At 70.0% G+C, this 24,814-nt stretch carries 21 protein-coding genes; 17 read left to right on the forward strand and 4 right to left on the reverse strand.

All coding sequences use genetic code 11. From position 1 onward, the window contains the following. Positions 1-176: 176 nt before the first annotated feature. The 4 genes from E3O39_RS08410 (at position 177) to E3O39_RS08425 (ending at position 4,097) form a co-directional block, all read left to right on the forward strand. The gene (locus tag E3O39_RS08410) at positions 177-1,289 is read left to right on the forward strand and encodes an NAD(P)-dependent alcohol dehydrogenase (protein ID WP_241985021.1); all 1,113 of its coding nucleotides are present in this window, start codon (positions 177-179) and stop codon (positions 1,287-1,289) included. A gap of 37 nt (positions 1,290-1,326) precedes the next feature. Beyond that, positions 1,327-1,905 carry a hypothetical protein gene (locus tag E3O39_RS08415; RefSeq protein ID WP_174774654.1) on the forward strand — a complete coding sequence of 193 codons (579 nt, stop codon included), beginning with the start codon at positions 1,327-1,329 and terminating at the stop codon, positions 1,903-1,905. Beyond that, positions 1,902-3,467 carry a GMC family oxidoreductase gene (locus E3O39_RS08420; protein ID WP_134449344.1) on the forward strand — a complete coding sequence of 522 codons (1,566 nt, stop codon included), beginning with the start codon at positions 1,902-1,904 and terminating at the stop codon, positions 3,465-3,467. Before E3O39_RS08415 ends, E3O39_RS08420 begins: the two co-directional genes overlap by 4 nt. 84 nt (positions 3,468-3,551) lie before the next feature. Beyond that, a complete protein-coding gene (locus E3O39_RS08425; protein WP_241975489.1) occupies positions 3,552-4,097 on the forward strand; it encodes a YbhB/YbcL family Raf kinase inhibitor-like protein in 546 nt (181 codons plus the stop codon). An 18-nt stretch (positions 4,098-4,115) separates the two neighbouring features. Here E3O39_RS08425 and E3O39_RS08430 read toward each other — a convergent pair whose 3' ends face one another. Further along, positions 4,116-4,985 carry an IclR family transcriptional regulator gene (locus E3O39_RS08430; RefSeq protein WP_134449345.1) on the reverse strand — a complete coding sequence of 290 codons (870 nt, stop codon included), beginning with the start codon at positions 4,983-4,985 and terminating at the stop codon, positions 4,116-4,118. A 168-nt stretch (positions 4,986-5,153) separates the two neighbouring features. Here E3O39_RS08430 and E3O39_RS08435 point away from each other — a divergent pair, with 168 nt between their 5' ends. After that, positions 5,154-6,317 (forward strand): glycerol dehydrogenase, encoded by a 1,164-nt coding sequence (locus E3O39_RS08435; RefSeq protein WP_134449346.1) that lies wholly within the window; start codon positions 5,154-5,156, stop codon positions 6,315-6,317. A 161-nt stretch (positions 6,318-6,478) separates the two neighbouring features. Here E3O39_RS08435 and E3O39_RS08440 read toward each other — a convergent pair whose 3' ends face one another. Continuing rightward, a complete protein-coding gene (locus E3O39_RS08440; RefSeq protein ID WP_134449347.1) occupies positions 6,479-7,687 on the reverse strand; it encodes an MFS transporter in 1,209 nt (402 codons plus the stop codon). Positions 7,688-7,922: 235 nt separating this feature from the next. Here E3O39_RS08440 and E3O39_RS08445 point away from each other — a divergent pair, with 235 nt between their 5' ends. The 9 genes from E3O39_RS08445 (at position 7,923) to E3O39_RS08485 (ending at position 17,229) form a co-directional block, all read left to right on the forward strand. Continuing rightward, the gene (locus E3O39_RS08445; protein WP_134449348.1) at positions 7,923-8,804 is read left to right on the forward strand and encodes a sulfurtransferase; all 882 of its coding nucleotides are present in this window, start codon (positions 7,923-7,925) and stop codon (positions 8,802-8,804) included. 84 nt (positions 8,805-8,888) lie between these two features. Next, positions 8,889-9,887 carry a siderophore-interacting protein gene (locus E3O39_RS08450; RefSeq protein WP_134449349.1) on the forward strand — a complete coding sequence of 333 codons (999 nt, stop codon included), beginning with the start codon at positions 8,889-8,891 and terminating at the stop codon, positions 9,885-9,887. A 209-nt stretch (positions 9,888-10,096) separates the two neighbouring features. Then, on the forward strand, positions 10,097-11,080 hold the full coding sequence (locus E3O39_RS08455) for an iron ABC transporter permease (protein WP_134449350.1): 984 nt from the start codon (positions 10,097-10,099) through the stop codon (positions 11,078-11,080). Next, positions 11,077-12,195, forward strand: a complete 1,119-nt coding sequence (locus tag E3O39_RS08460) for an iron chelate uptake ABC transporter family permease subunit (RefSeq protein ID WP_134449351.1) — start codon at positions 11,077-11,079, stop codon at positions 12,193-12,195. The genes E3O39_RS08455 and E3O39_RS08460 overlap by 4 nt, the downstream gene beginning before the upstream one ends. Then, a complete protein-coding gene (locus E3O39_RS08465; RefSeq protein ID WP_134449352.1) occupies positions 12,192-13,115 on the forward strand; it encodes an ABC transporter ATP-binding protein in 924 nt (307 codons plus the stop codon). The genes E3O39_RS08460 and E3O39_RS08465 overlap by 4 nt, the downstream gene beginning before the upstream one ends. 46 nt (positions 13,116-13,161) lie before the next feature. Further along, positions 13,162-14,184 carry an ABC transporter substrate-binding protein gene (locus E3O39_RS08470; protein WP_134449353.1) on the forward strand — a complete coding sequence of 341 codons (1,023 nt, stop codon included), beginning with the start codon at positions 13,162-13,164 and terminating at the stop codon, positions 14,182-14,184. A gap of 304 nt (positions 14,185-14,488) precedes the next feature. Continuing rightward, positions 14,489-15,385, forward strand: coding sequence for an ABC transporter substrate-binding protein (locus E3O39_RS08475; protein WP_134449354.1), 897 nt, complete (start codon positions 14,489-14,491; stop codon positions 15,383-15,385). Between the two features lie 3 nt (positions 15,386-15,388). Then, on the forward strand, positions 15,389-16,426 hold the full coding sequence (locus E3O39_RS08480; protein ID WP_370294755.1) for an amino acid ABC transporter permease: 1,038 nt from the start codon (positions 15,389-15,391) through the stop codon (positions 16,424-16,426). Between the two features lie 50 nt (positions 16,427-16,476). Next, positions 16,477-17,229 carry an amino acid ABC transporter ATP-binding protein gene (locus E3O39_RS08485; RefSeq protein ID WP_134449397.1) on the forward strand — a complete coding sequence of 251 codons (753 nt, stop codon included), beginning with the start codon at positions 16,477-16,479 and terminating at the stop codon, positions 17,227-17,229. A 29-nt stretch (positions 17,230-17,258) separates the two neighbouring features. Here E3O39_RS08485 and hrpA read toward each other — a convergent pair whose 3' ends face one another. Then, a complete protein-coding gene (gene hrpA / locus E3O39_RS08490; RefSeq protein WP_174774841.1) occupies positions 17,259-21,188 on the reverse strand; it encodes an ATP-dependent RNA helicase HrpA in 3,930 nt (1,309 codons plus the stop codon). 86 nt (positions 21,189-21,274) lie between these two features. Here hrpA and E3O39_RS08495 point away from each other — a divergent pair, with 86 nt between their 5' ends. Genes E3O39_RS08495 through E3O39_RS08505 form a run of 3 tightly spaced genes read left to right on the forward strand, consistent with a single transcriptional unit; the run spans position 21,275 to position 23,278 of the window. Next, on the forward strand, positions 21,275-22,048 hold the full coding sequence (locus E3O39_RS08495) for a metalloregulator ArsR/SmtB family transcription factor (protein ID WP_134449356.1): 774 nt from the start codon (positions 21,275-21,277) through the stop codon (positions 22,046-22,048). Positions 22,049-22,072: 24 nt separating this feature from the next. Then, on the forward strand, positions 22,073-22,396 hold the full coding sequence (locus E3O39_RS08500; RefSeq protein WP_134449357.1) for a DUF2249 domain-containing protein: 324 nt from the start codon (positions 22,073-22,075) through the stop codon (positions 22,394-22,396). A gap of 48 nt (positions 22,397-22,444) precedes the next feature. Continuing rightward, positions 22,445-23,278, forward strand: a complete 834-nt coding sequence (locus E3O39_RS08505) for an aldo/keto reductase (RefSeq protein ID WP_134449358.1) — start codon at positions 22,445-22,447, stop codon at positions 23,276-23,278. Between the two features lie 7 nt (positions 23,279-23,285). On the opposite strand, the gene E3O39_RS08510 is transcribed toward E3O39_RS08505, so the two are convergent. Continuing rightward, complete coding sequence (locus tag E3O39_RS08510) at positions 23,286-24,779, reverse strand: aldehyde dehydrogenase family protein (RefSeq protein ID WP_134449359.1); 1,494 nt, start codon at positions 24,777-24,779, stop codon at positions 23,286-23,288. Between the last annotated feature and the right edge of the window lie 35 nt (positions 24,780-24,814).

The raw sequence follows: 24,814 nt of genomic DNA on the forward strand, positions 1-24,814 counted from the left end.
CCATTAAACCGGCCATGCAGCTTTCCGCGAAAGCGGGTGAATCGTCGGTTAGACACGGCCTGAACGACGATTCACCCGCTTTCGCGGAAGGGGTGGCCCGGCGAGGTGCGCGCTTCTCACGTGGTGAGAGGCGCGCTTTCGAGTCGGCGGCCCAGCACCGAGAGTATGAGGATCTCGTGCCGACCCCTCCGGGGTGCGGCAGGCCGGGCAACGTCGCCCGGCGAGAACCCGGGATGCAGGAGGTCACGGTGAAGGCTGTCCGGATCCATTCCTATGGCGCACAGCCGACCCTCGATGACGTGCCGGAGCCCGAGATCCTCGGCCCGTGGGACGTGCTCGTCGACGTCGGCGCCGCCGGGCTCTGCCGCACCGACCTGCACATCATCGAAGGCCAGTGGGATCCGATCCAGCACCCGCACCTGCCCTATACCCTCGGCCACGAGAACGCCGGCTGGGTACGGGCGTGCGGCTCGGCCGTGCACAACGTCGCGGTCGGGGACACCGTCATCATGCATCCGCTCACCAGCTGCGGGCTCTGCCCCGCCTGCCGGGAGGGCCAGGATTCGCACTGCGAGAACGCCACCTTCCCCGGCATCAATGTCGACGGCGGCATGGCCGAGGTGCTGCGCACGAACGCGCGCGCCGTGGTGAAGCTCGACCCCGCGCTCCAGCCCCGGGACGTGGCCGCTCTGGCGGATGCCGGACTCACCGCGTACCACGCCGTGCGGAAGGCCGCCCCGGTGCTCTTCCCCGGCAGCCACGCCGTCGTGATCGGATCCGGCGGCCTCGGGCACATCGGCGTGCAGAGCCTCGCGGCGATCACGAGCGCGGAAATCACGGTCGTCGACCGCTCCGAAGCGGCGCTCGAGCTCGCCGGGCAGATCGGCGCACACCACACCGTGCTCGCGACGAGCGACGCGGCGGTCGAGAATGCCGTCGCCGAGATCACCGGTGGCGGCGCGCACATCGTCTTCGACTTCGTCGGCGAACGCGGCGCAGAACTGCTCGCCCCGAAGTTGCTCCGGAACCGTGGCTCGCACTACGTGATCGGCTACGGCGGTACGGTCAGCCTGCCGACGATCGAGATCATCTCCCGCGAGATCAATGTGATCGGCAACCTCGTCGGCACATACACCGACCTTGTCGAACTGATGACCCTCACCGCCCAGGGCAAGGTCACCCTGCACACCGCCGTCTACCCGCTCGAGGCCGCCAACGACGCGATCGCCGACCTCGAGAGCGGTCGCCTGGTCGGCCGCGGCATCCTCGTACCCGGTCACGCCGCCTGAGCCAGATCCACCCCGATCCATCCGAAGGAGACCAACAGTGACGTTCCTCGAAACCTCGGAAGCCCCGAGCGGCTTCCTCGACTCCCCGCAGGCGCGGGCCCTGCTCGTGCGCGTCATCCGGGTGGCATTCCCGCACGCGCAACTGCCGGACACCGCATACGAGAAGACCGCAGACGCCCTGATCGCGCTCGCCGAGAAGACGCCACGGCACTTCCTCGCCCTGTCGTCCGGCCTCGCGAGCCTCGACACCCTCCCGGCCGGAGCGTTCCTCGACCTCAATGCGATGGATGCCACGGCCCGCCTCCGCGCGATCGAACAGACCGAATTCTTCGGCTTCGTTCGTGCGAACACCGTGCTGACCCTCTACAACCTCCCGGAGGTCTGGCAAGCGCTCGGCTACGAGGGCGCATCCTTCGACAAGGGCGGCTATCTGCACCGCGGTTTCAACGACCTCGACTGGCTCCCCGAGCCGCGGATCGAGGAATACACCGGCGAATTGCGCTACGTCGAGATCGGCCCGCTCACCCGGCAGGTCGGTGCCGCGACCCCGGCGACCCCGGCTGCGGCATCCGCAGCCCCGGAATCCGCTTCGGGCAGGGACGAGGTGACGAAGTGAGCGCCATCGACCACGACGAGGAGGCCGTCGTCATCATCGGGTCCGGAGCGGGAGGCGGCACCCTCGCCTACGAGCTCACTGCCCGGGGCATCCCGGTCGTCGTGCTCGAGGCAGGGCCCCACATCACCAATGCGGAATACGTCAACGACGAGTGGGCGGCGTTCTCGCAGATGGCCTGGCTCGACCCGCGCACGACGAGTGGCTCCTGGCGCATCGCCCGTGACTTCCCGAACCTGCCGGCGTGGATCGTCAAGGCCGTCGGCGGCAGCACCACGCACTGGTCCGGCGCCACGCCGCGCTTCCTCGCCCACGAATTCCAGGCCCGCAGCACCTACGGCGATATCGACGGCGCGAACCTGCTCGACTGGCCGATCACCCTCGCCGAACTCGCGCCGTACTACGACCGCGCCGAGATCGCGATGGGCTCGACGCACCGGCACGGTCGCGCCGCCCTGCCCGCCAACAACAACTACAAGGTGTTCGCCAACGGTGCCGCCCGGGTCGGCTACAACTTCTACGCGACCGGTCCGTACGCGACGAACGCCGAGCCGTACGACGGGCGCCCGGCATCCGTGCAGGACGGCTTCAACTTCCAGGGCGACAGGTCCGGCGCGAAGTGGAGCACCCTCGTGCGCGAGATTCCCCGTGCGGAGGCGACCGGTCACCTCGACCTGCGGCCGCTCAGCCAGGCCGTGCAGATCACGCACGACCGGACCGGGCGCGCCGATGCCGTGCTGTACCTCGATGCCGCCGGCGGCATGCACCGGCAGCGGGCACGCATCGTCTGTGTCGCCGGGAATTCGATCGAGACGCCTCGACTGCTGCTGCTCAGCGCGAGCTCACTGTTCCCGGACGGACTCGCGAACTCCTCCGGCCAGGTCGGCCGCAACTACATGCGGCACACCACCGGCTCCGTCTACGCCCAGTTCCCCGACCCGGTGCACTCCTACCGCGGCGAGACCATGGCCGGGATCATCGCGGACGAGGCGCGCCACGACGAGCGCCGCGGCTTCGCGGGCGGCTATTACCTCGAGACCCTTTCGCTCGGGCCGGCGTTCCTCGCGGCCTTCGCGGACCCGGGTTCGTGGGGGCGCGACTTCACGTCGATCCTCGACGGCTACGCGCACACCGCGGGGCTCTGGATCGTCGGCGAGGACATGCCTCAGGAGACCAACCGGATCACCCTCAACGGTTCGGTCACGGATGCTGCCGGCCTGCCGGTCGCGAACGTGAACTTCGACGACCACCCGAACGACGTCGCCATGCGCGACCACGGCTACCGCCAGGCCGAACTGCTCTACGACGCGGTCGGGTCGATCTCGGCGCACCGCACCCCGCCGTATCCCTCGACGCACAACCTCGGCACGAGCCGGATGAGCGCACGACCGGAGGACGGCGTGGTGAACAAGTTCGGGCGTGCCCACGATGTGCCGAACCTGTTCGTGAGCGACGGGTCGGTCTTCACGACCGGCGCCGCGGCCAACCCGACGCTCACGATCGTGGCCCTCGCCATCCGGCAGGCCGACCATATCGCCGAACAGCTCGCAAACCGGTCCCTGTGACCGGGCTACCGGCTCCGGGATCCGGGACCCCTCCGGCACCCTGACACCGTCCCGAACCACGCCCGACAAGGAGATGACGCACCCATGACCCACGACCAGATGATGAGAACCCCGTACGACCAGATCGGCGACGTGCCGACCTTCACCCTCGAATCGAACGATGTCGAGAACGGCCGGGAACTCGACCCGCCCCAGCGCAGCGGGATCTTCGGCGCCGGCGGCAGCGACACGTCCCCGGAACTGCACTGGAGCGGTTTCCCGGCGGGAACCCGAAGCTTCGCGGTCACGATGTACGACCCGCTCGCCCCGACGGCGAGCGGATTCTGGCACTGGGCCGTCGCCGACATCCCCGTTTCGACGACGAGCCTGCCGACCGGTGCGGGGGAGGAGGACAGCACCCTGCTCCCGCCCGGCGCCTGGCAGCTGACCAACGACGCGAGCCTCCGCCGCTACCTCGGTGCGGCCCCGCCGGCCGGCCACGGGCGGCACAACTACTACATCGCCGTGCACGCCCTCGACGTCGACACGATCGGGATCCCCGAGACTTCGACGCCCGCGTTCCTCACCTTCAACCTCGGCGCGCACACCCTCGCGCGCGCCGTGATCACGCCCTGGTGGGAGGCCCGCTAACCGTCGCGGAGCGGATGCTCAGCGCCTGACGCTGCCGGAGCGGAAGTACCGCGAGAGTCCGGCAGCGGTCTCGCGCAGCATCCGCTCGTGGTCGCGTTCGCGGATCGCGATGGAGTCCGCGCGGGCCGAGATCGCCACGGAGCCGACGAGCAGGCCTGCGGAGTTGCGCACGCCGACCGCGGCGCACGTCATACCCGGCACGAATTCCTCGTGCTCCCAGGCGACGTGCGACCGGGAGATCGACTCGAGCTGGCGTTCGAGTTCCCCGCGATCCGTGATCGTCGCCGGGGTCAGCTGCGGCAGCCCATGAGCGTCGAGGTACTGGTCGCGCTGTTCGCCGGTCATGCCGCTCAACATGATCTTGCCGAAGGCGGTCGCGTGCGCGGCCTCGTGGAACCCGAAGCTCAACGGGGTGAGGCGCGGGGCTGCCGGGGAATCCACGATGTACGTGACGACGACATCGGCCCCCCGGTAGACGGCGAAGTACGCGGCCGCCTGGGCGTTGCGGTGCAGGCAGGCGATCTCGGTGCGCACCTCGGCGGGCACGCCGATCTGGCGATGCAGCGAGACGCCGAGCTGATGCAGCTTGTAGCCGAGTTCGAACTTGCGCTCCCGGCGGATGTGCACGAGGTAGTCGCTCTGCACGAGCGTCTGCATGAGCCGGTACACGGTCGGCAGCGGATAGCCGAGGCTCGCGGAGACCTCCTTCGCCGTGGCCCCGCCACGTTCGGCGACGATCTCGAGGATCGCGAGCGTCTTCAGGATCGAGGCGACCCCGCTCGGGGCGGGCGGTGCCGGCAGTGCCGTGACGTTGGACGTCAGTGGCGGCTGGGCGAGCGTCCGGGGCGACGGCGGCTGGGACAGGGGAAGAGCATCCGTGGTCTTCATGCGGCCATTGTCGGTCGGGCCCGGCCCGGGCACAATCGTCCGGCTCCTGAGAAGATCCCGGGTTCGGCGCGTGAGGCAGCTTCTCACATGGTGACAGGGCCCCTGACCGGGCCGGCACCGGCGAATTTAGGCTGGCGGCATCCGCATCGCTTGAAGAAGGAGATCGTCATGGCCGCCTCCAGCGCCATTCGCACCATCATCAGCCCCGGCCGCTACGTCCAGGGGAAAGGGGCGCTGTCCCGGCTCGGCGAATTCCTCGCGCCGCTCGGGAAGACCCCGCTCCTCGTCTCCGACGACGTCGTCTGGGGGATCCTCGGGCAGCGCGCCACGGACTCGCTGCGCGCCGCCCAGCTGCCCGTCACCCGGGAACGTTTCGGCGGCATCCCCACGGCCGCGGAGGTCACCCGCCTCGTCGGCGTGATCGACAGGACCGGCGCCGACGTCATCGTCGCCCTCGGCGGCGGCAGCACCATGGACGCCGTGAAGGCGGCCGGGTTCCTCGCCGGGATCCGCTGGGTCACGGTGCCCTCCGTCGCATCAACGGATGCCCCCACATCGGCCCTCTCCGTGATCTACACCGCAGATGGCGCGTTCGAGGAGTACCGCTTCTTCCCGAAGAACCCGGACCTCGTGCTGATGGACACCCAGCTCGTTGCGGATGCCCCTGCCGCGTTCCTGGCGGCGGGCGTCGGTGATGCGCTCGCGACGTGGCTCGAAGCCCGGGCGACGAGGCAGGCGCACGCGAACACGATGGCCGGCGGCCTGCCGACCCTCGCGGGCACCGCGCTCGCCGAACTGTCCTGGGGCGTGATCTGGGACAACGCGCTCCCCGCCCTCGACGCCGTGCGCGACCACCAGGTCACCCCGGCCGTCGAGAAGCTCGTCGAGGCGAACACGCTGCTGTCGGGGCTCGGATTCGAGTCCGGCGGGCTCGCCGCGGCGCACGCGATCCACAACGGCCTGACCGCGGCGCACCAGACCCACGGGCTCGCGCACGGGCAGAAGGTCAACATCGGCTCGGTCACGCAGCTCGTGCTCGAGGGCGCCCCGACCCAGGAGATCCGCGACTTCATCGAGTTCACGACCCGGGTCGGGCTGCCGAACACGCTGACGGAGGTCGGCCTCAGCGTCGACGACGAGGACGACCTGCGCCGCGTCGCCGAGGCGGCGACGGTGCAGGGGGAGACCATCCACAACATGCCGTTCCCGATCACCCCCGACGAGCTGGTCAGCGCGCTTAAGTCGATCGAGCGGTTCTCCCGCACCGTGCGGAGCGAGGCGCACCTGCCCGCTCCCGTGCAGTACGTGGCCCACCAGGTCGACACGCACTAGCCGCAGGTCTCCGGCAGCGGATGCCGCGGCATCCGCTGCCCCGACCCGCGGCTTCGCGACGCCCGCGAGAGTACACTTTTGGCCCCTAAACCACTGGTTTGAGGGCCAAAAGTGTACTCTCGTGGACTGTAAGCGGGCGAGGCGCGGCCGGGGCGGTGGGGTTAGGAGACCTGGATCTGGATGGGGGCGGTGTCGGGGATCGGGCCGGCGTCGCGGCCGCGCAGGTCCGGGTGCCAGCGGCGACCGAGCGCGGGGATCAGGGTCCCGAGCGCGGCGAAACCGGCGGCGACGAGGATCGCGGACCCGGCGCCGTTATGGTCGATCATGAAGCCGGCCGTCGCGGACCCGAGCGCCGCTCCCATCAGCTGGCCGGTGCCGACCCAGCCGTACGCCTCGGCGGTGTCGCTGAACTTGACGCTCGCGGAGACGATCCCGAACAGCACAGCGAAGGCCGGCGCGATGCCGATGCCCGCGAGGAGCAGCGTTGCGGCGAGCCACCAGAAGCTGAGGCCGAGAGTCGCGAGGGAGAGGCCGATCGTGACGATCAGCATCCGCCCGGCGAGGGCCCACGGGCCGATCGGCGCGTGACCGAGCGCGAGGCCACCGACGAGCGAGCCGATCGCGAAGATGCCGAGCACCCAGCCGGAGTCCGAGCTGCCGTGACCGAATGCCGCGACGACGCCGGCCTCGACGGCCGAGCAGGCCGCGACGAGCATGAAGCCGACAACGGTGCTGAGGAGCACGGCAGGGCGCTTGAGCACGGCGCCGAGCTTGCGGCGGCTGCGCGGGATCCGTACCCGGCCGACCTCGGGCAGCACGACGAACCAGATGCCGCCGCCGACCAGGAATGCAGCGGCGAGGAGGATGCCCGCGACCGAGCTGATCTGGATCGCGACGAATGTGGCGATGACCGGTCCGAGCACCCAGATGATCTCCTGGGCGGATGCGTCGAGCGAGAACAGCGGGGTGAGCTGACGGGAGTTGACGATCTTCGGGTAGATCGTGCGCACGGCCGGCTGGATCGGCGGTGTCGTCAGCCCCGCGACGAGGCCGATCACCATCAGGCCCCAGATCGGCAGGATCAACAACGCCATCACGACGATGGCGCTCGCGCAGATCGCGATCGTGGCGATGATGACCCGGCGCATGCCCCAGCGGCCCATCAGGCGGCTCGTGAGCGGGCCGGCGATGGCCTGGCCGATGCTCATCGCACCGAGTACGAGGCCGGCGGACCCGTAGGAGTCGTAGACGTGCTCGATGTGGATCAGGAACGCGAGCGAGAGCATCCCGAACGGAAAGCGGGCGGTCAGCTGCGCGGCGATCAGACGGGCAACCCCGGGCGTCTTCAGTAGGGTCCAGTAGCTGCTCACTCGTTCGAGTCTACGGGCGAGGCCCGGTACGGGTCGAGTCGGGCCCCCGGCACGCAATCCGTCGCCGCCCCGCGCCGAATTGCGTCGCGTGCGCGCCCGTTTTCGCAACGAACGTGTACCGAACGCAATTCCGTGCCGAGGATCGTGTCGACGGCCGTGCCTGGGGCCGTATCAAAGGGGCGGGGCATGGGCGGATGCGGGTCCCCGCGCCGCGCACACCCGGTACCGTGGTTTCGTGAACACTTTGATCTCCGCCGAGGACCTGGCCCGCCTGCTCGAGACGCGTGACGACATCCGTGTGCTCGACGTCCGGTGGGCGCTCCTCGGGCCGAGCGGACGCGACGAATACGCCGCCGGACACCTGCCGGGCGCGGTCTACGTCGACCTCGAGACCGAACTCGCCCGGCCAGGGGCGCCTGAAGACGGGCGGCACCCGCTGCCCGCGATCGACGACCTGCAGGCGGCGGCGCGGCGCTGGGGAATCCACGACGACGACACCGTCGTGGTCTACGACGACCTGAGCCTGATGTCGGCGGCGCGGGCGTGGTGGCTGTTGCGGCACGCCGGTCACCGCAACGTGCTCCTGCTCGACGGTGCGCTCGCCGCCTGGCGCAGGGCGGGATTGCCGCTCGTCACCGGGGAGCAGCCCGACCCGCCGATCGGCACCGCACACCTCAGCTACGGCTCGCTCGCCACGATCGACGCCGACACCGCCGCCGCCATCGCGCACACCGGCATCCTCCTCGACGCGCGTGCCGGCGCCCGGTACCGGGGCGAGACGGAGCCGGTCGACCCCCGCGCCGGCCACATCCCGGGCGCGGTGAGCGCCCCGACGACGGACGCCCTCGCCGACGACGGACGCTTCCTGCCCGCCGACCAGCTGCGTGCGCAGTTCGAGTCCCTCGGCGTGAAACCGATGCGCCCGATCGGGGTCTACTGCGGGTCGGGGGTCACGGCCGCCCACGAGATCGCCGCGCTCACGATCGCCGGGTTCGTCCCCTACCTCTACCCCGGATCCTGGTCGCAGTGGTCCAATCTCCCGGACCGCCCCGTGGAAACCGGGGACGGCGGGCGCGGCGGGTTCGGCGGTTTCACCGGGGCCAGCGTCCGGCTGTAGGTGGCGAGGCCAGCTCGCGGCGGCCCGGTGCGCTCACACCGAATTCACACGGCACGCAGAGCCCGGGGATGCAATACTTAGGTAATGCTTACCTTACCCAGCACCGAGGTGACCGGCGAGGACCTGCTCCCTGATGCACGCCCCGGCTACCGGCCGTACCGGGCGACGGTCGCGGGCATCCGGCGCCTGAGCCCGCATTTTGTGCGGGTGACCTTCACCGGTCCGGAATTCGAGCACTTCGGCACGGCGGGACTCGACCAGCGGATCAAGCTCGTCCTGCCGATCCCCGGCGTCGGCCTCGCCGATTTCGGAGTGGACGAGCAGCACGACCCTGCCTCGACCGGCACCGGCTGGTACGACCGCTGGCGGGCCCTTCCCGAAGCTGAGCGCAACCCGTTCCGCAGTTACACCGTCCGCAGGGTGCGCCCGCACCTCCGCGAACTCGACGTCGACTTCGTCTCCCACGACGCAGCGGATGCCGCCGGTTCCGGCCCCGGCCCCGCATCCCGCTGGCTCGCCGCGGCCCAGGTCGGCGAGCACGTCGTCATCGTCGGGCCGGACTCGCGCAGCCGCGACGCCGGCCTCGGCCTCGACTGGCGCCCCGGCGACGCGACCTACCTGCTCCTCGCGGGCGACGAGACCGCGGTCCCCGCGATCTGCGGCATCCTCGATACCCTGCAGCCCGGGCGCACGGCGCACGCCTTCCTCGAGGTGCCGGATGCCGCGGACCAGCTCGACGTGCGGGTCCCGGACGGTTGCACCGTCACCTGGCTTCCACGCGGAGGCGCCCCGCACGGCGAACGCCTCGACGCCGCCGTGCGCACCTGGGTCGCCGGCCACCAGGGACCCGAGGTCCCGACCGGCGTCGCCGTGAACGCGGCCGAGCTCGAGATCGACATCGACCGCGAAACCCTGTGGGACACCCCGGACACACCGCCGGGCGCAGGCTTCTACGCCTGGCTCGCCGGAGAGGCCGGCGCGATCAAGCGCCTCCGCCGGTTCCTCGTGAGCGAGACCGGTGTCGACCGCCGGCGCGTCTCCTTCATGGGCTACTGGCGCCTCGGCAAGGCCGAGCCCCAGTGAGCCGCCTGGCACACCCGTCCGAGCATCCGGCCGCGAACCTCCCCGCCCAGAACCTCCCCGCCCAGAACCGCCCGGCCCCGAACCGCCCGGCCCCGAACCGTCCGGCCCCGAACGAATCCGACGGATTTTCTGCCCAAGAAACACCCGAGAGTGCCGTTTCGGGCCGAAAAACCGTAAAACTCCGTCGAACCGGTTCGGGTCGACGTCCGGTGGCTGGGCTCCTCGGCGCGGCCGTGCTCCTCGTCCTCGTGATCATCGCCTCCCTCGTCGTCGGCGCGCGGGACGTGCCCTTCGGCACCGTCCTCGACGCCCTGTTCCGGCCCGACCCCGCCGTGACCGACCAGCTGGTCGTGCTCGACCTGCGTATCCCGCGCACGGTCGTCGGCCTGCTCGCGGGCCTCGCCCTCGGCCTCGCCGGTGCGCTCATGCAGGGCGTCACCCGCAACCCCCTCGCCGACCCCGGCCTGCTCGGCGTCAACGCGGGCGCCTCCCTCTTCGTCGTAGCCGGCATCGCCGTCTTCGGAGTCACGAGCGCGCTCGGCTACGTCTGGTTCGCCTTCGTCGGGGCCGCGGTCGCGGCATCCGTCGTGTACGTCATCGGGTCGCTCGGACGCGGGGGAGCGACCCCCGTCAAGCTCACCCTCGCCGGCACGGCGCTCACCGCGGCGCTCACCTCGCTGATCACCATCGTGCTGCTCAGCGACCCGTCGACCTTCGACCGCTACCGGTTCTGGTCTGCGGGCTCCCTCTCCGCCCGCGGCCTCGACACCGCGCTGCAGCTCGCGCCGTTCATCCTCGCCGGCACGATTCTGGCGGCGACGGCCGGGCGGATGCTCAACGCGCTCGCCCTCGGAGACGACCTCGCCCGCGGCCTCGGCCAGAACGTCGTGGCCGCACGGATCGTCTGCTTCGTGGCCGTCGTGCTGCTCTGCGGCTCGGCGACCGCCCTCGCCGGGCCGATCGTCTTCGTCGGCCTCGCGGTTCCGCACCTCGCCCGCTGGTTCGCCGGCCCGGACTACCGCTGGACCCTCGCCCTCTCGGCGCTGCTCGGCCCCGCCCTGCTCCTGCTCGCCGACGTGATCGGGCGCGTGATCGCCCGCCCCGGCGAGATCGAGGCCGGCCTCGTCGTCGCGTTCCTCGGCGCCCCCGTGCTGATTGCTCTCGTGCGAGGCACCAAGGCGGTCGGGCTGTGAGCACAAGCACTCCGGTCCTCGCGCCCGCGGCTGTGCTCGGCGCGGCGCGGGGTGCACGGCGCCGCCGGGAGCGCCGGACAGTGATCGTCCTCTCCGGGGCGGTGCTCGTCGTCGCCGCGCTGAGCCTCTCCGTCGGCTCCTATTCCGTCGCGGTACCCGACCTGCTCCGCACCCTCGCCGGCCAGGGCACCGGGGCCGAGAACTTCATCGTGCTGACCCTGCGCCTGCCCCGGCTCGTGCTCGCGCTCCTGACCGGCGTCGCCTTCGCGCTCTCGGGCGCCTTGTTCCAGACCGTGCTGCGCAATCCGCTCGCGAGCCCCGACATCGTCGGCGTCACCGGCGGGGCGAGCGCCGCAGCGGTCCTCGGGATGCTCGTGCTCGGCTTCGGCAGCCTCGCGACCGCTTTCGCGGCCTTCGGCGGCGCGATCCTCGTCGCGACCGTCATCTACCTGCTGGCCTGGCGCGGTCGCGGCGGAGGCGCCGGAGGCGTCGCCGGCTATCGCTTCGTGCTCATCGGCGTCGGCATCGCGTTCATGGTGCAGGGCCTGCTCGGCTACCTGCTCAGCCGCGCCGAGCTCCGCGACGCCCAGGACGCCCTGACCTGGCTCGTCGGCAGCGTGAGCGGTGCCGCTTGGCCCGAGATCGCGGTCGTCGCTGTCGGGCTCGCGGTGCTCCTGCCGATCGTGTGGATGCTCGCTCCGCGTCTTCGCGCGCTGCAACTGGGCGACGACCTGGCCACGAGCCTCGGGGTCGGTGCCGAGCGCAACCGGCTCGGACTCCTCATCGTCGCCGTCGCCCTCGCCGCGCTCGGGACGGCCATGGTCGGCCCGCTCGCGTTCGTCGCGTTCGTGTCCGCGCCGATCGCCCGCCGCCTCGTCGGCACCGGCGGACTGAGCCTCGTTCCCTCGGCCCTCGTCGGTGCCCTGATCGTCAGCGCCGCCGACTTCGCGTCCCAGCACCTGCTCCCGGGCGGACTCCAGCTGCCCGCCGGGGTCGTCACCGGCGCCATCGGAGCGCCCTACCTGCTCTGGCTGCTCGCGACCGGAGCGGCGGGCGGCAGCGGCGCCGGCAGCACCCGCGGCATCCCGCGCGACAGCACAGAAGGAACCCGATGACCCAACCCGAACCGCACGCTCCCGACCCGCAGACAGCGGTCCCGGCTTTCGCGGGTCCAGCAGCCGCCGAACCGGGCGACCGCACGCACCACGAGCTGCGCACCGTCGCCCTCGGCCTCGGCTACGACGGCGTCCCGATCGTCACAGACCTCGACCTCGAGATCGCCGTCGGCCGGATCACGGTCATCGTCGGCGCGAACGCCTCGGGCAAATCGACCCTCCTCCGCGGACTCGCCCGCCTGCTCACCCCGCAGACCGGCGTGGTCCTCCTCGACGGCACCGACATCGCGACGATTCCGGGCAAGCGGGTCGCGACCGTGCTCGGCCTCCTGCCGCAACAGCCGCTCGCGCCGGAGGGAATCACCGTCGGCGAACTCGTCGGTCGCGGCCGGCATCCGCATCAGGGCTGGTTCCGCGGCACCACGGCCGCCGACGACGCCATCGTCGCCGACGCCCTCGTGCGCACCGGAACCCTCGACCTCGCCGCGCGCCGGCTGGAGGAGCTCTCCGGCGGCCAGCGCCAGCGGGTCTGGATCGCGATGGCCCTCGCCCAGGACACCGACATCCTGCTGCTCGACGAGCCGACGAGTTTCCTCGACGTCGCCCACCAGATCGAGGTCCTCGACCTCCTCCTCGAGCTCAACCGCACCCGGGGGACCACGATCGTGATGGTCCTGCACGACCTCAACCTCGCGGCCCGGTACGCCGACGAAATGCTCGTGATGCGCTCAGGCGGGATCATCGCCGCAGGGCCGCCCGTGGACACCCTGACCGTCGACGTCGTCCGCTCCGCCTTCGGGCTCGACGCCCTCGTCATCCCCGACCCGGTCTGCGGCTCACCGCTCGTCGTGCCGATCGGGAGGTTCCATCCCGCGCCGACCGCGGCATCCGCTATATTAGGTAAGGCTAACCTAATTTAGTCGAACCGTGTCCCTCCCCGAGACAACTGAGAAACCGGAGTTTCCCGTGCACCGTCCCCCCATTCGCGCGCTTGTCGCCGTCGCCGCCCTCGTCGCCCTGACGCTGACCGGCTGTTCCGCGCCGGCGCCCCAGTCAACGGATGCTGCGGCGGGCGACTCCGCAGCCGCGTCGTTCCCCGTCACCATCGAGAACGCCTTCGGGTCGACCGTGATCCCGAAGCAGCCGACCCGGGTCGTGACCTGGGGCTGGGGGAGCGCGGACGACGCGATCGCCCTCGGCGTCATTCCCGTCGCGATGCCGTTCCAGGCATACGCCGGTGACGCCCAGGGCGTGCTGCCGTGGATCTCCGAGGCGCTCGTGACGAGCGGAACGCCGACGCCGACCGTGCTGCCCGACTCCACGGAGCCGCCGTACGAGGACATCGCCAAGGCCGCACCCGACGTCATCCTTGCCGCATACTCGGGCATCACCGCCGAGCAGTACGCGCTGCTCAGCAAGATCGCCCCCGTGGTCGGCTACCCGGACCAGCCCTGGGCGACGAATTGGCGCGACCTCATCACGATCACCGGAACGGCTCTCGGCAAGTCCGCTGAAGCGACCACGCTTCTCGCGGGCATCGACGCGAAGATCGCCGCGGCCGCGGCAGCCCACCCCGAGTTCGCGGGCAAGTCCATCGCCCTCACGAGCGACAGCGGAGGAACGTTCTACGTCTACAAGAAGGAAGACCCCCGCGTCGCATTCACCCTCGACCTCGGCTTCGTGAACGCACCCGCCGTCGATGCCCTCGCGACCGACGAGGCGAGCTTCTATTACACGCTCAGCCACGAACAGCTCGACAAGCTCACGAGTGACGTGCTCGTGAACTTCGGGACGACGCAGGAGGAATCGGATGCGTTCCTCTCCGCCGGGTACGCCCAGGCCATGCCGCAGGTGCAGCGTGGTTCCGTCGCCTCCCCGGTCGGCGCGGCATTCATCTCGTCCGTCTCCCCGCCGACGGGTCTCTCGCTGACCTGGGGCCTCGACGACTACGTGACGATGCTCTCGACCGCGGCCAAGGCCGCCGAATAACGCCCGTCGCCGGGGTTGAATTGCGGTCAAAGCACCTTCGTCGTCGCGACGAGGGTGCTTTGTGCGCAACTGGGCGGGCCGGCGGTTCGGGCGCTGTCGTCGCACCCGGCGAAATCTGCCCGAAACACGCCAACGGCCATACTTGATCGAGACACGTCCCCCTCACGCTCGCTTTAGCTAGTCCAAAACGTGACCTGCGCACAGAATCCGCGTGAGCATCCTGTTATATGCTCACCTCTGTCGCTTACCGTTTACGGACTCAATGACGAACCCCTGACACCGACAAACAAAGAAGGTTCCGCATATGCGCGCTCGATACCTACTCCCCGCCGTCGCCGCCGCGGCCGCACTGATGCTCACCGGCTGCGTCGACAACTCGACGCCCTCGACCGGCTCGACCACCAGCGCCTCGGCCGCAGCGATCACCAAGGACGACGCGGCCGCCGCACTCGTTCCCGCCAAGATCGCGTCCTCCGGCAAGCTCATCGTCGGCAGCGACCCGACCTACGCCCCCAACGAGTTCAAGGACGAAGCAGGCAAGCCCATCGGCTGGGGCATCGAGATCGCGAGCGCGGTCGCGACCAAGCTCGGGCTCACGGCCGAATTCCAGGTCGCCAAGTTCGACAACATCATCCCCTCCGTCGCCGGCGGCAAGGCCGACATGGGCGAGTCCTCGTTCACGGACACCGCCGAGCGCGAGCAGCAGGTCGACTTCGTCAACTACTACACCGCCGGTATCCAGTGGGCATCGGCCAAGGACAAGACCGTCGACCCGGACAACGCCTGCGGCATGAAGGTAGCCGTGCAGGCGACCACCTATGAGGACACCGACGAGGTCCCCGCCAAGAGCGACGCCTGCGTCGCGGCCGGCAAGCCCGCGATCGACAAGCTCAAGTTCGACACCCAGGATGCCGCGACGAACGCGGTCGTACTCGGCCAGGCCGACGCGCTCAGCGCCGACTCTCCCGTCACCCTCTACGCCATCGCCCAGACCAAGGGCAAGCTGCAGCTCGCGGGCAAGACCTTCGACGTCGCACCATACGGCATGGTCGTCGCCAAGGGCTCTGACCTCGGCAAGGCCGTCCAGGCCGCACTGCAGTCCATGGTCGACGACGGCAGCTACAAGGCCATCCTCGACACGTGGGGTGTCGCCGACGGCGGCATCGACAAGATCACGATCAACGCAGCCGCGAACGGCTAACCGGTGAGCACGCCGAATCTGAACGGCCGGGGGGCGGGGCCCGCCTCGTCCCCGGCCGATCCGGCCGCCCCGGCCGCGTCGGTTCCCATCAAAGCCATCCGGCTGCGTCACCCCTGGCGGATGGTCTTCGCGATCATCCTGATCGTGGTGTTCGCCCTGGCCATCGTCGACGCGGCCTTCCGCCCCGCGTACGACTGGCCGACGGTCGCGAAGTACCTGTTCGACCGGCGCATCTCCCAGGCCGCGCTCGTGACCCTCGAACTCACCGTCTACTCGATGGTGATCGCGATCGTCCTCGGCGTGATCCTCGCAGTGATGCGGCTGTCGCCCAACCCGGTCGTGAAGAGCCTCGCGTGGTTCTATCTCTGGGTCTTCCGCGGCACACCGGTCTACGTCCAGCTGACCATCTGGGGCCTGATCTCGCTGATCTATTCGAGCATCGACATCGGCATCCCGTTCATGCACCCGTGGGTGTCGTTCGAGACGAACGCCGCGCTCAGCACGTTCGCCCTCGCGGTGATCGGCCTCTCGCTCAACGAGGCCGCGTATATGGCCGAGATCGTCCGTGCCGGACTCCTCGCCGTCGATCGTGGCCAGGAAGAGGCCGCGACCGCGCTCGGGATGAGCTGGTCGCAGACGATGACCCGGGTCATCCTGCCGCAGTCGATGCGGGTGATCATCCCGCCGACCGGCAACGAGGTCATCTCGATGCTCAAGACGACCTCGCTCGTCACGGCGGTGCCGTTCAGCTTCGACCTGTTCGCCCGCTCCCGTGACATCTCCGCCGAGACGTTCAACCCGATCCCGCTGCTCATCGTCGCGTCGATCTGGTACCTGTTCTTCACCTCGATCCTGATGGTGGGCCAGTACTTCCTCGAGAAGCGTTTCGCGCGCGGCATCGGCGACCGTCAGCCGGACAAGAAGGGCGGCGGCTCCAACCCCGACCCGATCACGGGCGTCACGATCGTGCCCGGCTCCGAGCAGGCGCCGGCGACCCGCACCGGCCGAGAACCCGAAACCGGCCAGGGAGGCCCGTCATGAGCGACCTGACCACGCCGAACGCGGCATCCGCTGCCCGCGGTTACGTGCCGATGGTGCTCGCAGAGCAGGTCTCGAAGAGCTTCGGCTCGCACGAGGTGCTCAAGAGCATCTCCCTCGAGGTCAAACGCGGCGAGGTGATGTGCCTCGTCGGGCCGAGCGGGTCGGGCAAGTCCACGTTCCTGCGCTGCATCAACCACCTCGAGGTGCTCTCCGCCGGGCGGCTGAGCGTCGACGGCGAGCTGATCGGCTACCGCGAGACCAACGGCAAGCTCTACGAGATGGCGCCCAAGGAAGCGGCGAAGCAGCGCAGGGACATCGGCATGGTGTTCCAGCGCTTCAACCTGTTCCCACACATGACCGCACTCCAGAACGTGATGGAGGCGCCGCTGCGGGTCAAGGGGCTGCCCAAGGCGCAGGCCGAGCGCACCGCCCGCGACCTGCTCGCCCGGGTGGGACTCGCCGAACGCGCGGACTACTACCCCGCGCACCTCTCCGGTGGCCAGCAGCAGCGCGTCGCGATCGCCCGCGCGCTCGCGATGGAGCCCAAACTGATGCTCTTCGACGAGCCGACGAGCGCGCTCGACCCTGAACTCGTCGGCGAGGTGCTCGACGTGATGAAGGGCCTCGCCAAGGAGGGCATGACGATGATCGTGGTCACCCACGAGATGGGCTTCGCCCGCGAGGTGGGTGACTCGCTCGTGTTCATGGACGGCGGCGTCGTCGTCGAGTCCGGCGACCCCGAGCTCGTGCTGAGCAACCCGCAACACCGCCGCACGCAGGCGTTCCTCTCGAAGGTGCTCTAGCCACCAGCTGACCCCGGCGGATGTCGGGGTCAGCTGGTCAGGACCTTGTGGATCCGCTGCAGAGACACCGACTCCGCGGCCTTGAGCTCCTGCGCGAACAGGCTGATCCGCAGCTCCTCGATCATCCAGCGTGCGCGCACGAGGTTCGCCGCCATGCCGGGGGCCAGCGGAATCCGGCCGCCGGCAGCTTCGTAGCGGGCCGTGGCCGACTGGCTTTCATTCATCCAGACCCGGTCGCGGCTGGGATTGTCGCCGAGTTTCACGATCCGTGAACTGATGCCGCCGAGGTAGCGCGGCAGGTGGCGCAGCTGGGCGAGGCCCGTCGCGCTCACGAAGCCGGGGTAGATCAGTCCGGCCAGCTGGGCACGGGCATCCGTCAGCGCGGGCAGCAACGCCATGCTCGTCGAGGCCTTGAGCGCCTTGTCGGCGGCCCGGGAGGCGGTGAGGATGCGCGCAACGAGCCCAACGGCCTCGAACATCGAGTCCATCAGCACCCCGGACACGCGGTCCCGGATCGAGTCGAACTCGGCTTTCATGAAGACCTGGCCGCTCGGGTTCACCCGGAACAGCACCTCATCGACGCAGGCCGCGAGGCAGTCGTCGAAGAGGGCCTGCGTGGTGCGGTAAGGGCTCGTGGCGAGGCTGAGCTTCTCCGCCCCGGTCAGGTGCTGCTGCACGTAGGCGACCGGAGACGGCGTCGCGAGCAGCAGCAGCCGGCGCACCCCGCCCGGCAGCGTGCTCGCCTGCTCTGCAGCGGTGCTCATCATCCGGATCGCGACGCTCGTGCCCTCGTCGACGAGGGTCGGGTAGCCGCGAATGGTGTTGTCGCCCTGTTTGGTGTCGATGAACCGGGGGAGTTCCGCGAAATCCCAGGTCGTGAGGCCGCCGCGCTCGATCGCGTTCACGGGCGTGGCAGCGGATGCCGCCGCGACGCTTTCGCGGGCCCGGGAGCCGAGCCTGCGCTGCAGCTCGCCGAGGTCCTTTCCGGAGGCCATCGCCTGTCCGCGGTCGTCGACGACGCGGAACGTCATCCGGAGGTGCGCGGGTACGCGCCCGAGCTCGAAGTCGTTTGCGTTCACCGGGACGTACGTGAGCCGCTGGATCAGGCCCGCGAGGATCTCGGTGAACGGCGCAGCCTCTGGCTCGAAACCCGCCCCCGTGCCCGCGCCGAGCCGGGCGCCGATGCTCGTGCCGCCCATGCTGCTCGTGTCCTTCGCCGTGCGGGCCTCGCCGGGCGCAGGCGGCAGCTCGGTGAGCAGCCGGGCCGCCCAGTCGGCGGCGGGCACGACGTTGCGGCGGATGCTCTTCGGGAGCGACTTGATCAGCGCGGTCACGAGGTCGGCGCGGAGGCCCGGCACCTGCCAGTCGAAGCCGGCGGGGGAGAGCCGGGCCAGGAGGGCGAGCGGGATCAGGGCGGCGACGCCATCGTCATCCGCCCCCGGCTCGAACCGGTAGCTCAGGTGGAAACGCTGGTCGCCCTGGTGCCAGGTCGGCGGGAAGACGGCCTCGTCGATCTCCGGGGTGGCCTCGTCGGGAACGAGCGCCTCCGCGGTCATCGTGAGCAGGTCGGGGGTCTCGGCGCGCGCCTTGCGCCACCACGTCTCAAAGGTGCGCGTCGAGCAGACCTCCGCGGGGATGCGGCGCTGGTAGAACTCAAAGACGGCCTCGTCGTCGAAGAGGATGTCGCGGCGCCGGGTGCGTTCCTCGAGCTCGGCGAGTTCCTTGCGCAGCTTCGTGTTGGCCCGGTCGAACGCGGTGACACGCTGGTCGACGCGGTCGAGGTCCCATTCGCCGTCGACGAGGGCGTGCCGGATGAAGAGCTCGCGGGCGTAGGCCGGGTCGACCCGGGAGAACTGGATGCGGCGGCGCGGCACGATCGGAACCCCGTAGAGGGTGACCCGCTCGTAGGCGACGACGGAGCCCTGCTTCTTCTCCCAGTGCGGTTCGGAGTAACTGCGCTTGCAGAGGTCCCCGGCGAGCGGTTCGGCCCAGGCGGGGTCGACGACGGCGTTCATCCGGGCGAAGAGCCGGCTGGTCTCCACGAGTTCCGCGCTCATCACGGCGTTGGGCTGCTTCTTCGCGAGCGACGAGCCGGGGAAGATCACGAAGCGCTGCTGGCGGGCGCCGATGTAGTCCTTCTTCGCGACATCCTTGAGGCCGATGTGCGAGAGCAGCCCGGCGAGGAGGGAGCGGTGGATGCCGTCGGGGTTGACCGCCGGGTCGCCGATGTGGAGGCCGAGCGGTTTGGCTAGCTGGCGGAGCTGCTTGTAGACGTCCTGCCACTCGCGCACCCGCAGGTAGTTCAGGAACTCGTTCTTGCAGAGCCTGCGGAAGGCGCTCGAGCCGAGTTCCTTCTGCTTGAGCTCGAGGTAATTCCAGAGGTTCAGCAGGCCGAGGAAGTCGCTCGTCGGGTCCGCGAACCGCGCGTGCTGCTGGTCGGCCTGCGCGCGCCGCTCGAGCGGCCGTTCCCGCGGGTCCTGGATGGTGAGGCCGGCGACGATCGCCATCACCTCGCGGCTGGTGCCCTGGGTCTTGGACTCGATGACCATCCGCCCGAAGCGGGGGTCGATCGGCAGCTTCGCGAGCTGCTGCCCGATCCGGGTGAGCTTGGACACCCCGCCGCTCGCGTTGCTCACCCCACTGCCCGGCGCAACGGCGCCAAGCTCGGCGAGCAGGTCGAGGCCGTCCTTGATACCGCGGGAATCCGGCGGGGTGAGGAACGGGAACGCGGCGATGTCGCCGAGGCCGAGCGAGATCATCTGCAGGATCACGGCGGCGAGGTTGGTGCGCAGCACCTCGGGCTCGGTGAACTCCGGGCGGCGACCGAAGTCCTCCTCCGAATACAGCCGGATGGCGATGCCGTCGCTCGTGCGCCCGCTGCGCCCGGAGCGCTGGTTCGCGGAGGCCTGGCTGATCGCCTCGATCGGCAGCCGCTGCACCTTCGAGCGCACGCTGTACCGGCTGATCCTGGCGGTTCCGGCGTCGATGACATAACGGATGCCCGGGACGGTCAGGCTGGTCTCGGCGACGTTCGTCGCGAGCACGATCCGGCGCCGAACCCCGGCGACGGTCGAGGGCTGGAAGACCTTGTGCTGATCGGCGGAGGAGAGCCGGCCGTAGAGCGGCAGCACCTCGGTCGGGCTCGTACGGTCGCCACTGGCGAACTTGCCCTGCAGGGCATCCGCTGCGTCGCGGATCTCGGTCTCTCCGCTCAGGAAGACGAGCACGTCGCCGTTCGACTCGCGCTCGAGTTCGTCGAGCGCCGCGGAGATGCCCTCGATGTAGTCGCGGTCCACCGGCGGCGTCGCCGAGGCCTGGTCCTCGTCGTCATCGTCCGCCATCGCTTCGGCCACGAGCGGGCGGTAGCGGATCTCGACCGGGTAGGTACGGCCGGAGACCTCGATGATCGGCGCAGGGGTGCCGTCGACGGCCGCGAAGTGCTCGGCGAAACTCTGCGGGTCGATCGTCGCCGAGGTGATGATGACCTTGAGGTCGGGGCGCTGCGGCAGCAGCTGGCGCAGGTAGCCGAGCAGGAAGTCGATGTTGAGGCTGCGCTCGTGGGCCTCGTCGATGATGATGGTGTCGTATTTGCGCAGCATCCGGTCGCGGTGCATCTCGTTCAGCAGGATGCCGTCGGTCATGAGCTTGATCTTGGTGTCAGGACCGACCTGGTCGGTGAACCGCACCTGGTAACCGACGACCTGGCCGACCTCCTGGCCGAGTTCCTCGGCGATGCGCTCGGCGATCGTGCGGGCGGCGAGCCGCCGCGGCTGGGTGTGGCCGATGCTCGTGCGCCCGAGTTCGAGGCAGATCTTCGGGATCTGGGTGGTCTTGCCCGAGCCCGTCGCGCCCGCGATGATGACGACCTGGTTGTCGCGGATGGCGCGCGCGATATCCTCGCGGCGTTGGCTGACGGGGAGTTCGGGCGGGAAGGTGATGACAAGGGGAATCATGAGCATTCCATCGTAAGACTTCCGGGTGCCCGGTGCGCGCGGGCGGGTCCTCCCGGCCTGGCGCTTTAACCGGAGACTGTTACGCTCAAACTATGGTAGACGGACAGGGAATCGGCGACCGGCACGCGGCCCTCGCCTCGGATGCGCGCCGCCGGGTGCTCGAGTTGATCGCGGGTGCCCGCGAGCCCGTCGACGCCGTCGCCGTCGCCGCGAGCATCGGCCTGCACGTGACAACCGCGCGCTTCCATCTCGACCAGCTCGAGGGTGCCGGGCTGATCCGCCGTGCCGTCGACCGGACCGGGATCCGCGGGCGTCCGCGCATCCTCTTCACCGTGAATCCCGCGGTGCGCGAAGACGGTGTGCAGCGGCTGCTCAGCCACGCCCTCGTCGGCGCCCTCGCCGAGGACGACGACGGCGGCCGGGCACGGGCGATCCGCGCCGGCGAGCGCTGGTCGTCCGCCTTCGACCTCGAGGCGCGCGAGAGCGAACCGGGCACAGGGGCGGCCGGGGGAGCGAGCGACGTCGGGCCGCTCGTGCACATCCTCGACGGCCTCGGCTTCGACCCGATCGCCCAATCGCTTGAGGCGTCGCCCGGTCAGCCGGCGTCGCCCGGTCAGCCGGCGTCGCCGAGCGAGACGGATGCCCGCGACGGTATGGTCGTCGAGCTCCGGGCCTGTCCCTTCCGCGACGAAGCCAGGCACACGCCCGCGGTGGTGTGCTCGCTGCACCTGGGTCTGATCCGGGGCATCGCCCGTTCCGGCGGGCACGACCCGGACGACGTGGAGCTGCGCCCCTTCGTCCTTCCCGAGTTGTGCGAGGTGCGCCTCCGCGGCGACTGGGTGCCCGTCGACCCGCTCGCTAATTAAAGCGGAATATATTAGGTTTAAATCATGGTTGACATGATCCCCCTCCTTCCCGCATCCGCACCCCGGCCCGCGGCCCACGACGAGCCCGCCGGCCACACCTGCACCTGCGGCGAGGCCGAGGCTGCAGGGTACCCAGAACTGGACGCCCGGCAGCTCCCGCACGCGATCCGGCACGCCGCGATCTTCGGTGCGCTGGACGCTGTCCTCCCCGGCGGCGGCCTGGTCCTCGTCGCTCCCCACGACCCGTTGCCCCTCCTCGCCCAGCTCGAACAGCGACACCCGGGCCGGTTCACGGTGAGCTATCTCTCCCGCGAGCCCGAGGCGTGGAAGCTCCAGCTCACCCGCTGAAGCAACGCAGGTCAGGTTCCGTCCGGTTCCGGCGTTTAGGGTGGGCCCATGACGACTTCTGTGCCCACCCTGACCCTCAACGACGGCCACACCATTCCTCAGCTCGGCTTCGGTGTGTTCAAGGTCGATCCGGACGAAACGACCCGCATCGTCTCCGACGCACTCGAGGTCGGCTACCGCCACCTCGACACGGCCGCGATCTACGGGAACGAAGCCGGAGTCGGGGCCGCGATCGCGGCATCCGCCGTGCCTCGCTCCGAGCTCTTTGTCACGACGAAGCTGTGGAACAGCGAACAGGGCACCCAGAGCGCATTCGACGCTTTCGACCTGAGCCTCGAGAAGCTCGGGCTCGACTACGTCGACCTGTACCTCATCCACTGGCCGACGCCGGCGAAGGACAGCTACATCGAGAGCTGGAAGGCGCTCGAGAAGATCCGCGCCTCCGGACGTGCACGCTCGATCGGTGTCTCGAATTTCCTCGTGCCGCACCTCGAACGCCTTCTCGCCGAGACGGATGTCGTCCCGGCGGTCAACCAGATCGAGCTGCACCCCGCGCACCAGCAGCCTGAAGTCACCGCGTTCGCGCGCGCCCACGGGATTCAGATCGAGGCGTGGGGACCCCTCGGCCAGGGCAAGTACCCACTCCTCGAGGAGCCCGTCGTCGTCGTCGCGGCCGAGGCGCACGGCAAGAGCCCCGCTCAGGTGGTCATCCGCTGGCACCTGCAGACCGGCAACATCCTGTTCCCGAAGTCGAACCGGCGCGCGCGCATGATCGAGAACCTCGACGTCTTCGACTTCGAGCTCAGTCACACCGAACTCGCCACGATTTCCGCGCTCGAGCGCTCGGGCCGCGTGGGCTCCCACCCCAACGATGTGAACTAGGCTCCGCTCAGAACGGGTAGCTGCCCGGCGTGCGGCGCAGGGTGATCCAGCGCGTCTCCGTGAAGGCGTCGATGTTGGCCTCCGCACCGCCCTGCCGCGAACCCGTGCCGGACGAGCCGACGCCGCCGAACGGTGTGTTCGCCTCGTCGTTGACCGTCTGGTCGTTGATGTGCACGATGCCGGACGGGATCCGCTGGGCCAGTTCGAGGCCGCGCATGGCGTCGGCGGTCACGATGCCGAGCGAGAGCCCGTATTCGGTCGCCGAAGCGATGCCCACGGCCTCGTCCTCGGTGCTGAACCGCACCACGGATGCGACAGGGCCGAACACCTCCTCGCAGAAGGCGGGGGCATCCAGCGGCGAGTCCGCGAGCACGGTGGGCCGGTAGAACAGCCCGTCGTAGCTGCCGCCGGCCCTCAGCTTCGCGCCGGAATCGATCGAGCTCGTGACCAGGCGGTGGATGCGGTCGCGCTGGTTCTCGTCGATGATCGGGCCGAGGTGCACGTGCTCGGTGGCGGGGTTGCCAACGGCAAGGGAGTCCGCCTTCGCGGCGAGCTTCTCGACGTACTCGTCGAAGATGCTCTCGTGCACGATGTGCCGCCCGACCGTCATGCAGATCTGGCCCTGGTGCAGGAACGATCCCCAGGCCGCGAGGTTGACGGCCTTGTCGACGTCTGCGTCGGCGAGTACGACGAAGGCGGAATTACCGCCCAGCTCGAGGTGGGCACGCTTGAGATGCTTTCCCGCGAGCTCGCCGACGGCGCGACCGGCCCTGGTCGAGCCGGTGAACGCGATCACCCGCACGTTCGGGTCGGTGACGATGGCCTCGCCGACATCGGCGCCGCCGGTCACCAGCTGCAGGAGCCCGGCGGGCAGGCCGGCCTCCTCGAAGATGCGCACCATCATCACGCCGCCGGTCACAGCGGTGCGCGGGTCCGGCTTGAGCACGACCGCATTGCCCAGCGCGAGCGCCGGCGCCACCGCGCGGATGCCGAGGATGATCGGCACGTTGAACGGCGACACGACTCCGACGACGCCGACGGGCACCCGCTGGGCGATGGAGATCCTCGGCTCCTCGCTCGAGAGTACCTGGCCGAGCGGATGCGACGGCAACGCCGCCGCCTCATAGCATTCCTGAGCGCCGACGTGGAGGGCGAAGCCGGCAAGCCCGGGAACCGCGCCGACTTCCCGCACGTTCCAGTCCATGATCTCGTCGGCGTGTTCCTCCAGGAGCGCGGCGGCCCGGCGCAGCACGGCGGCGCGCACCGGGTGCGCGGTCGCGGCCCAGGCCTTCTGCGCCGCGGCCGCGCCCGCGGCGGCCCTGGCCACGTCGACGGGGGTGGCGATCCCGATCCGGCCGATCTCGTCGCCGGTCGCCGGCTCGATGACCGGGAGATCGCCGCCTGACCCGGCGACCCACTCCCCGTTGATGTAGATCTTCCCCGACCACGCCGCGGGGTCGAGGAACGGGGTGGTCGCGGTCTCGTTCACGGTGAGTGTCATGGGCGGTTCTCCTTCAGGGTGATTGCGGTTGGGTA

The organism is Cryobacterium sp. MDB2-A-1, from assembly GCF_004402675.1.
Lineage (GTDB): Bacteria > Actinomycetota > Actinomycetes > Actinomycetales > Microbacteriaceae > Cryobacterium > Cryobacterium glucosi.

Excerpts from the sequence above, each read along its gene's own strand:
- E3O39_RS08425 (WP_241975489.1), top strand. The coding sequence starts at position 3,552 with ATGACCCACGACCAGATGATGAGAACCCCGTACGACCAGATCGGCGAC.
- E3O39_RS08430 (WP_134449345.1), bottom strand. The coding sequence starts at position 4,985 with ATGAAGACCACGGATGCTCTTCCCCTGTCCCAGCCGCCGTCGCCCCGG.
- E3O39_RS08435 (WP_134449346.1), top strand. The coding sequence starts at position 5,154 with ATGGCCGCCTCCAGCGCCATTCGCACCATCATCAGCCCCGGCCGCTAC.
- E3O39_RS08450 (WP_134449349.1), top strand. The coding sequence starts at position 8,889 with ATGCTTACCTTACCCAGCACCGAGGTGACCGGCGAGGACCTGCTCCCT.
- E3O39_RS08465 (WP_134449352.1), top strand. The coding sequence starts at position 12,192 with ATGACCCAACCCGAACCGCACGCTCCCGACCCGCAGACAGCGGTCCCG.
- E3O39_RS08475 (WP_134449354.1), top strand. The coding sequence starts at position 14,489 with ATGCGCGCTCGATACCTACTCCCCGCCGTCGCCGCCGCGGCCGCACTG.
- E3O39_RS08485 (WP_134449397.1), top strand. The coding sequence starts at position 16,477 with ATGGTGCTCGCAGAGCAGGTCTCGAAGAGCTTCGGCTCGCACGAGGTG.
- hrpA (WP_174774841.1), bottom strand. The coding sequence starts at position 21,188 with ATGCTCATGATTCCCCTTGTCATCACCTTCCCGCCCGAACTCCCCGTC.
- E3O39_RS08495 (WP_134449356.1), top strand. The coding sequence starts at position 21,275 with ATGGTAGACGGACAGGGAATCGGCGACCGGCACGCGGCCCTCGCCTCG.
- E3O39_RS08500 (WP_134449357.1), top strand. The coding sequence starts at position 22,073 with ATGGTTGACATGATCCCCCTCCTTCCCGCATCCGCACCCCGGCCCGCG.
- E3O39_RS08505 (WP_134449358.1), top strand. The coding sequence starts at position 22,445 with ATGACGACTTCTGTGCCCACCCTGACCCTCAACGACGGCCACACCATT.
- E3O39_RS08510 (WP_134449359.1), bottom strand. The coding sequence starts at position 24,779 with ATGACACTCACCGTGAACGAGACCGCGACCACCCCGTTCCTCGACCCC.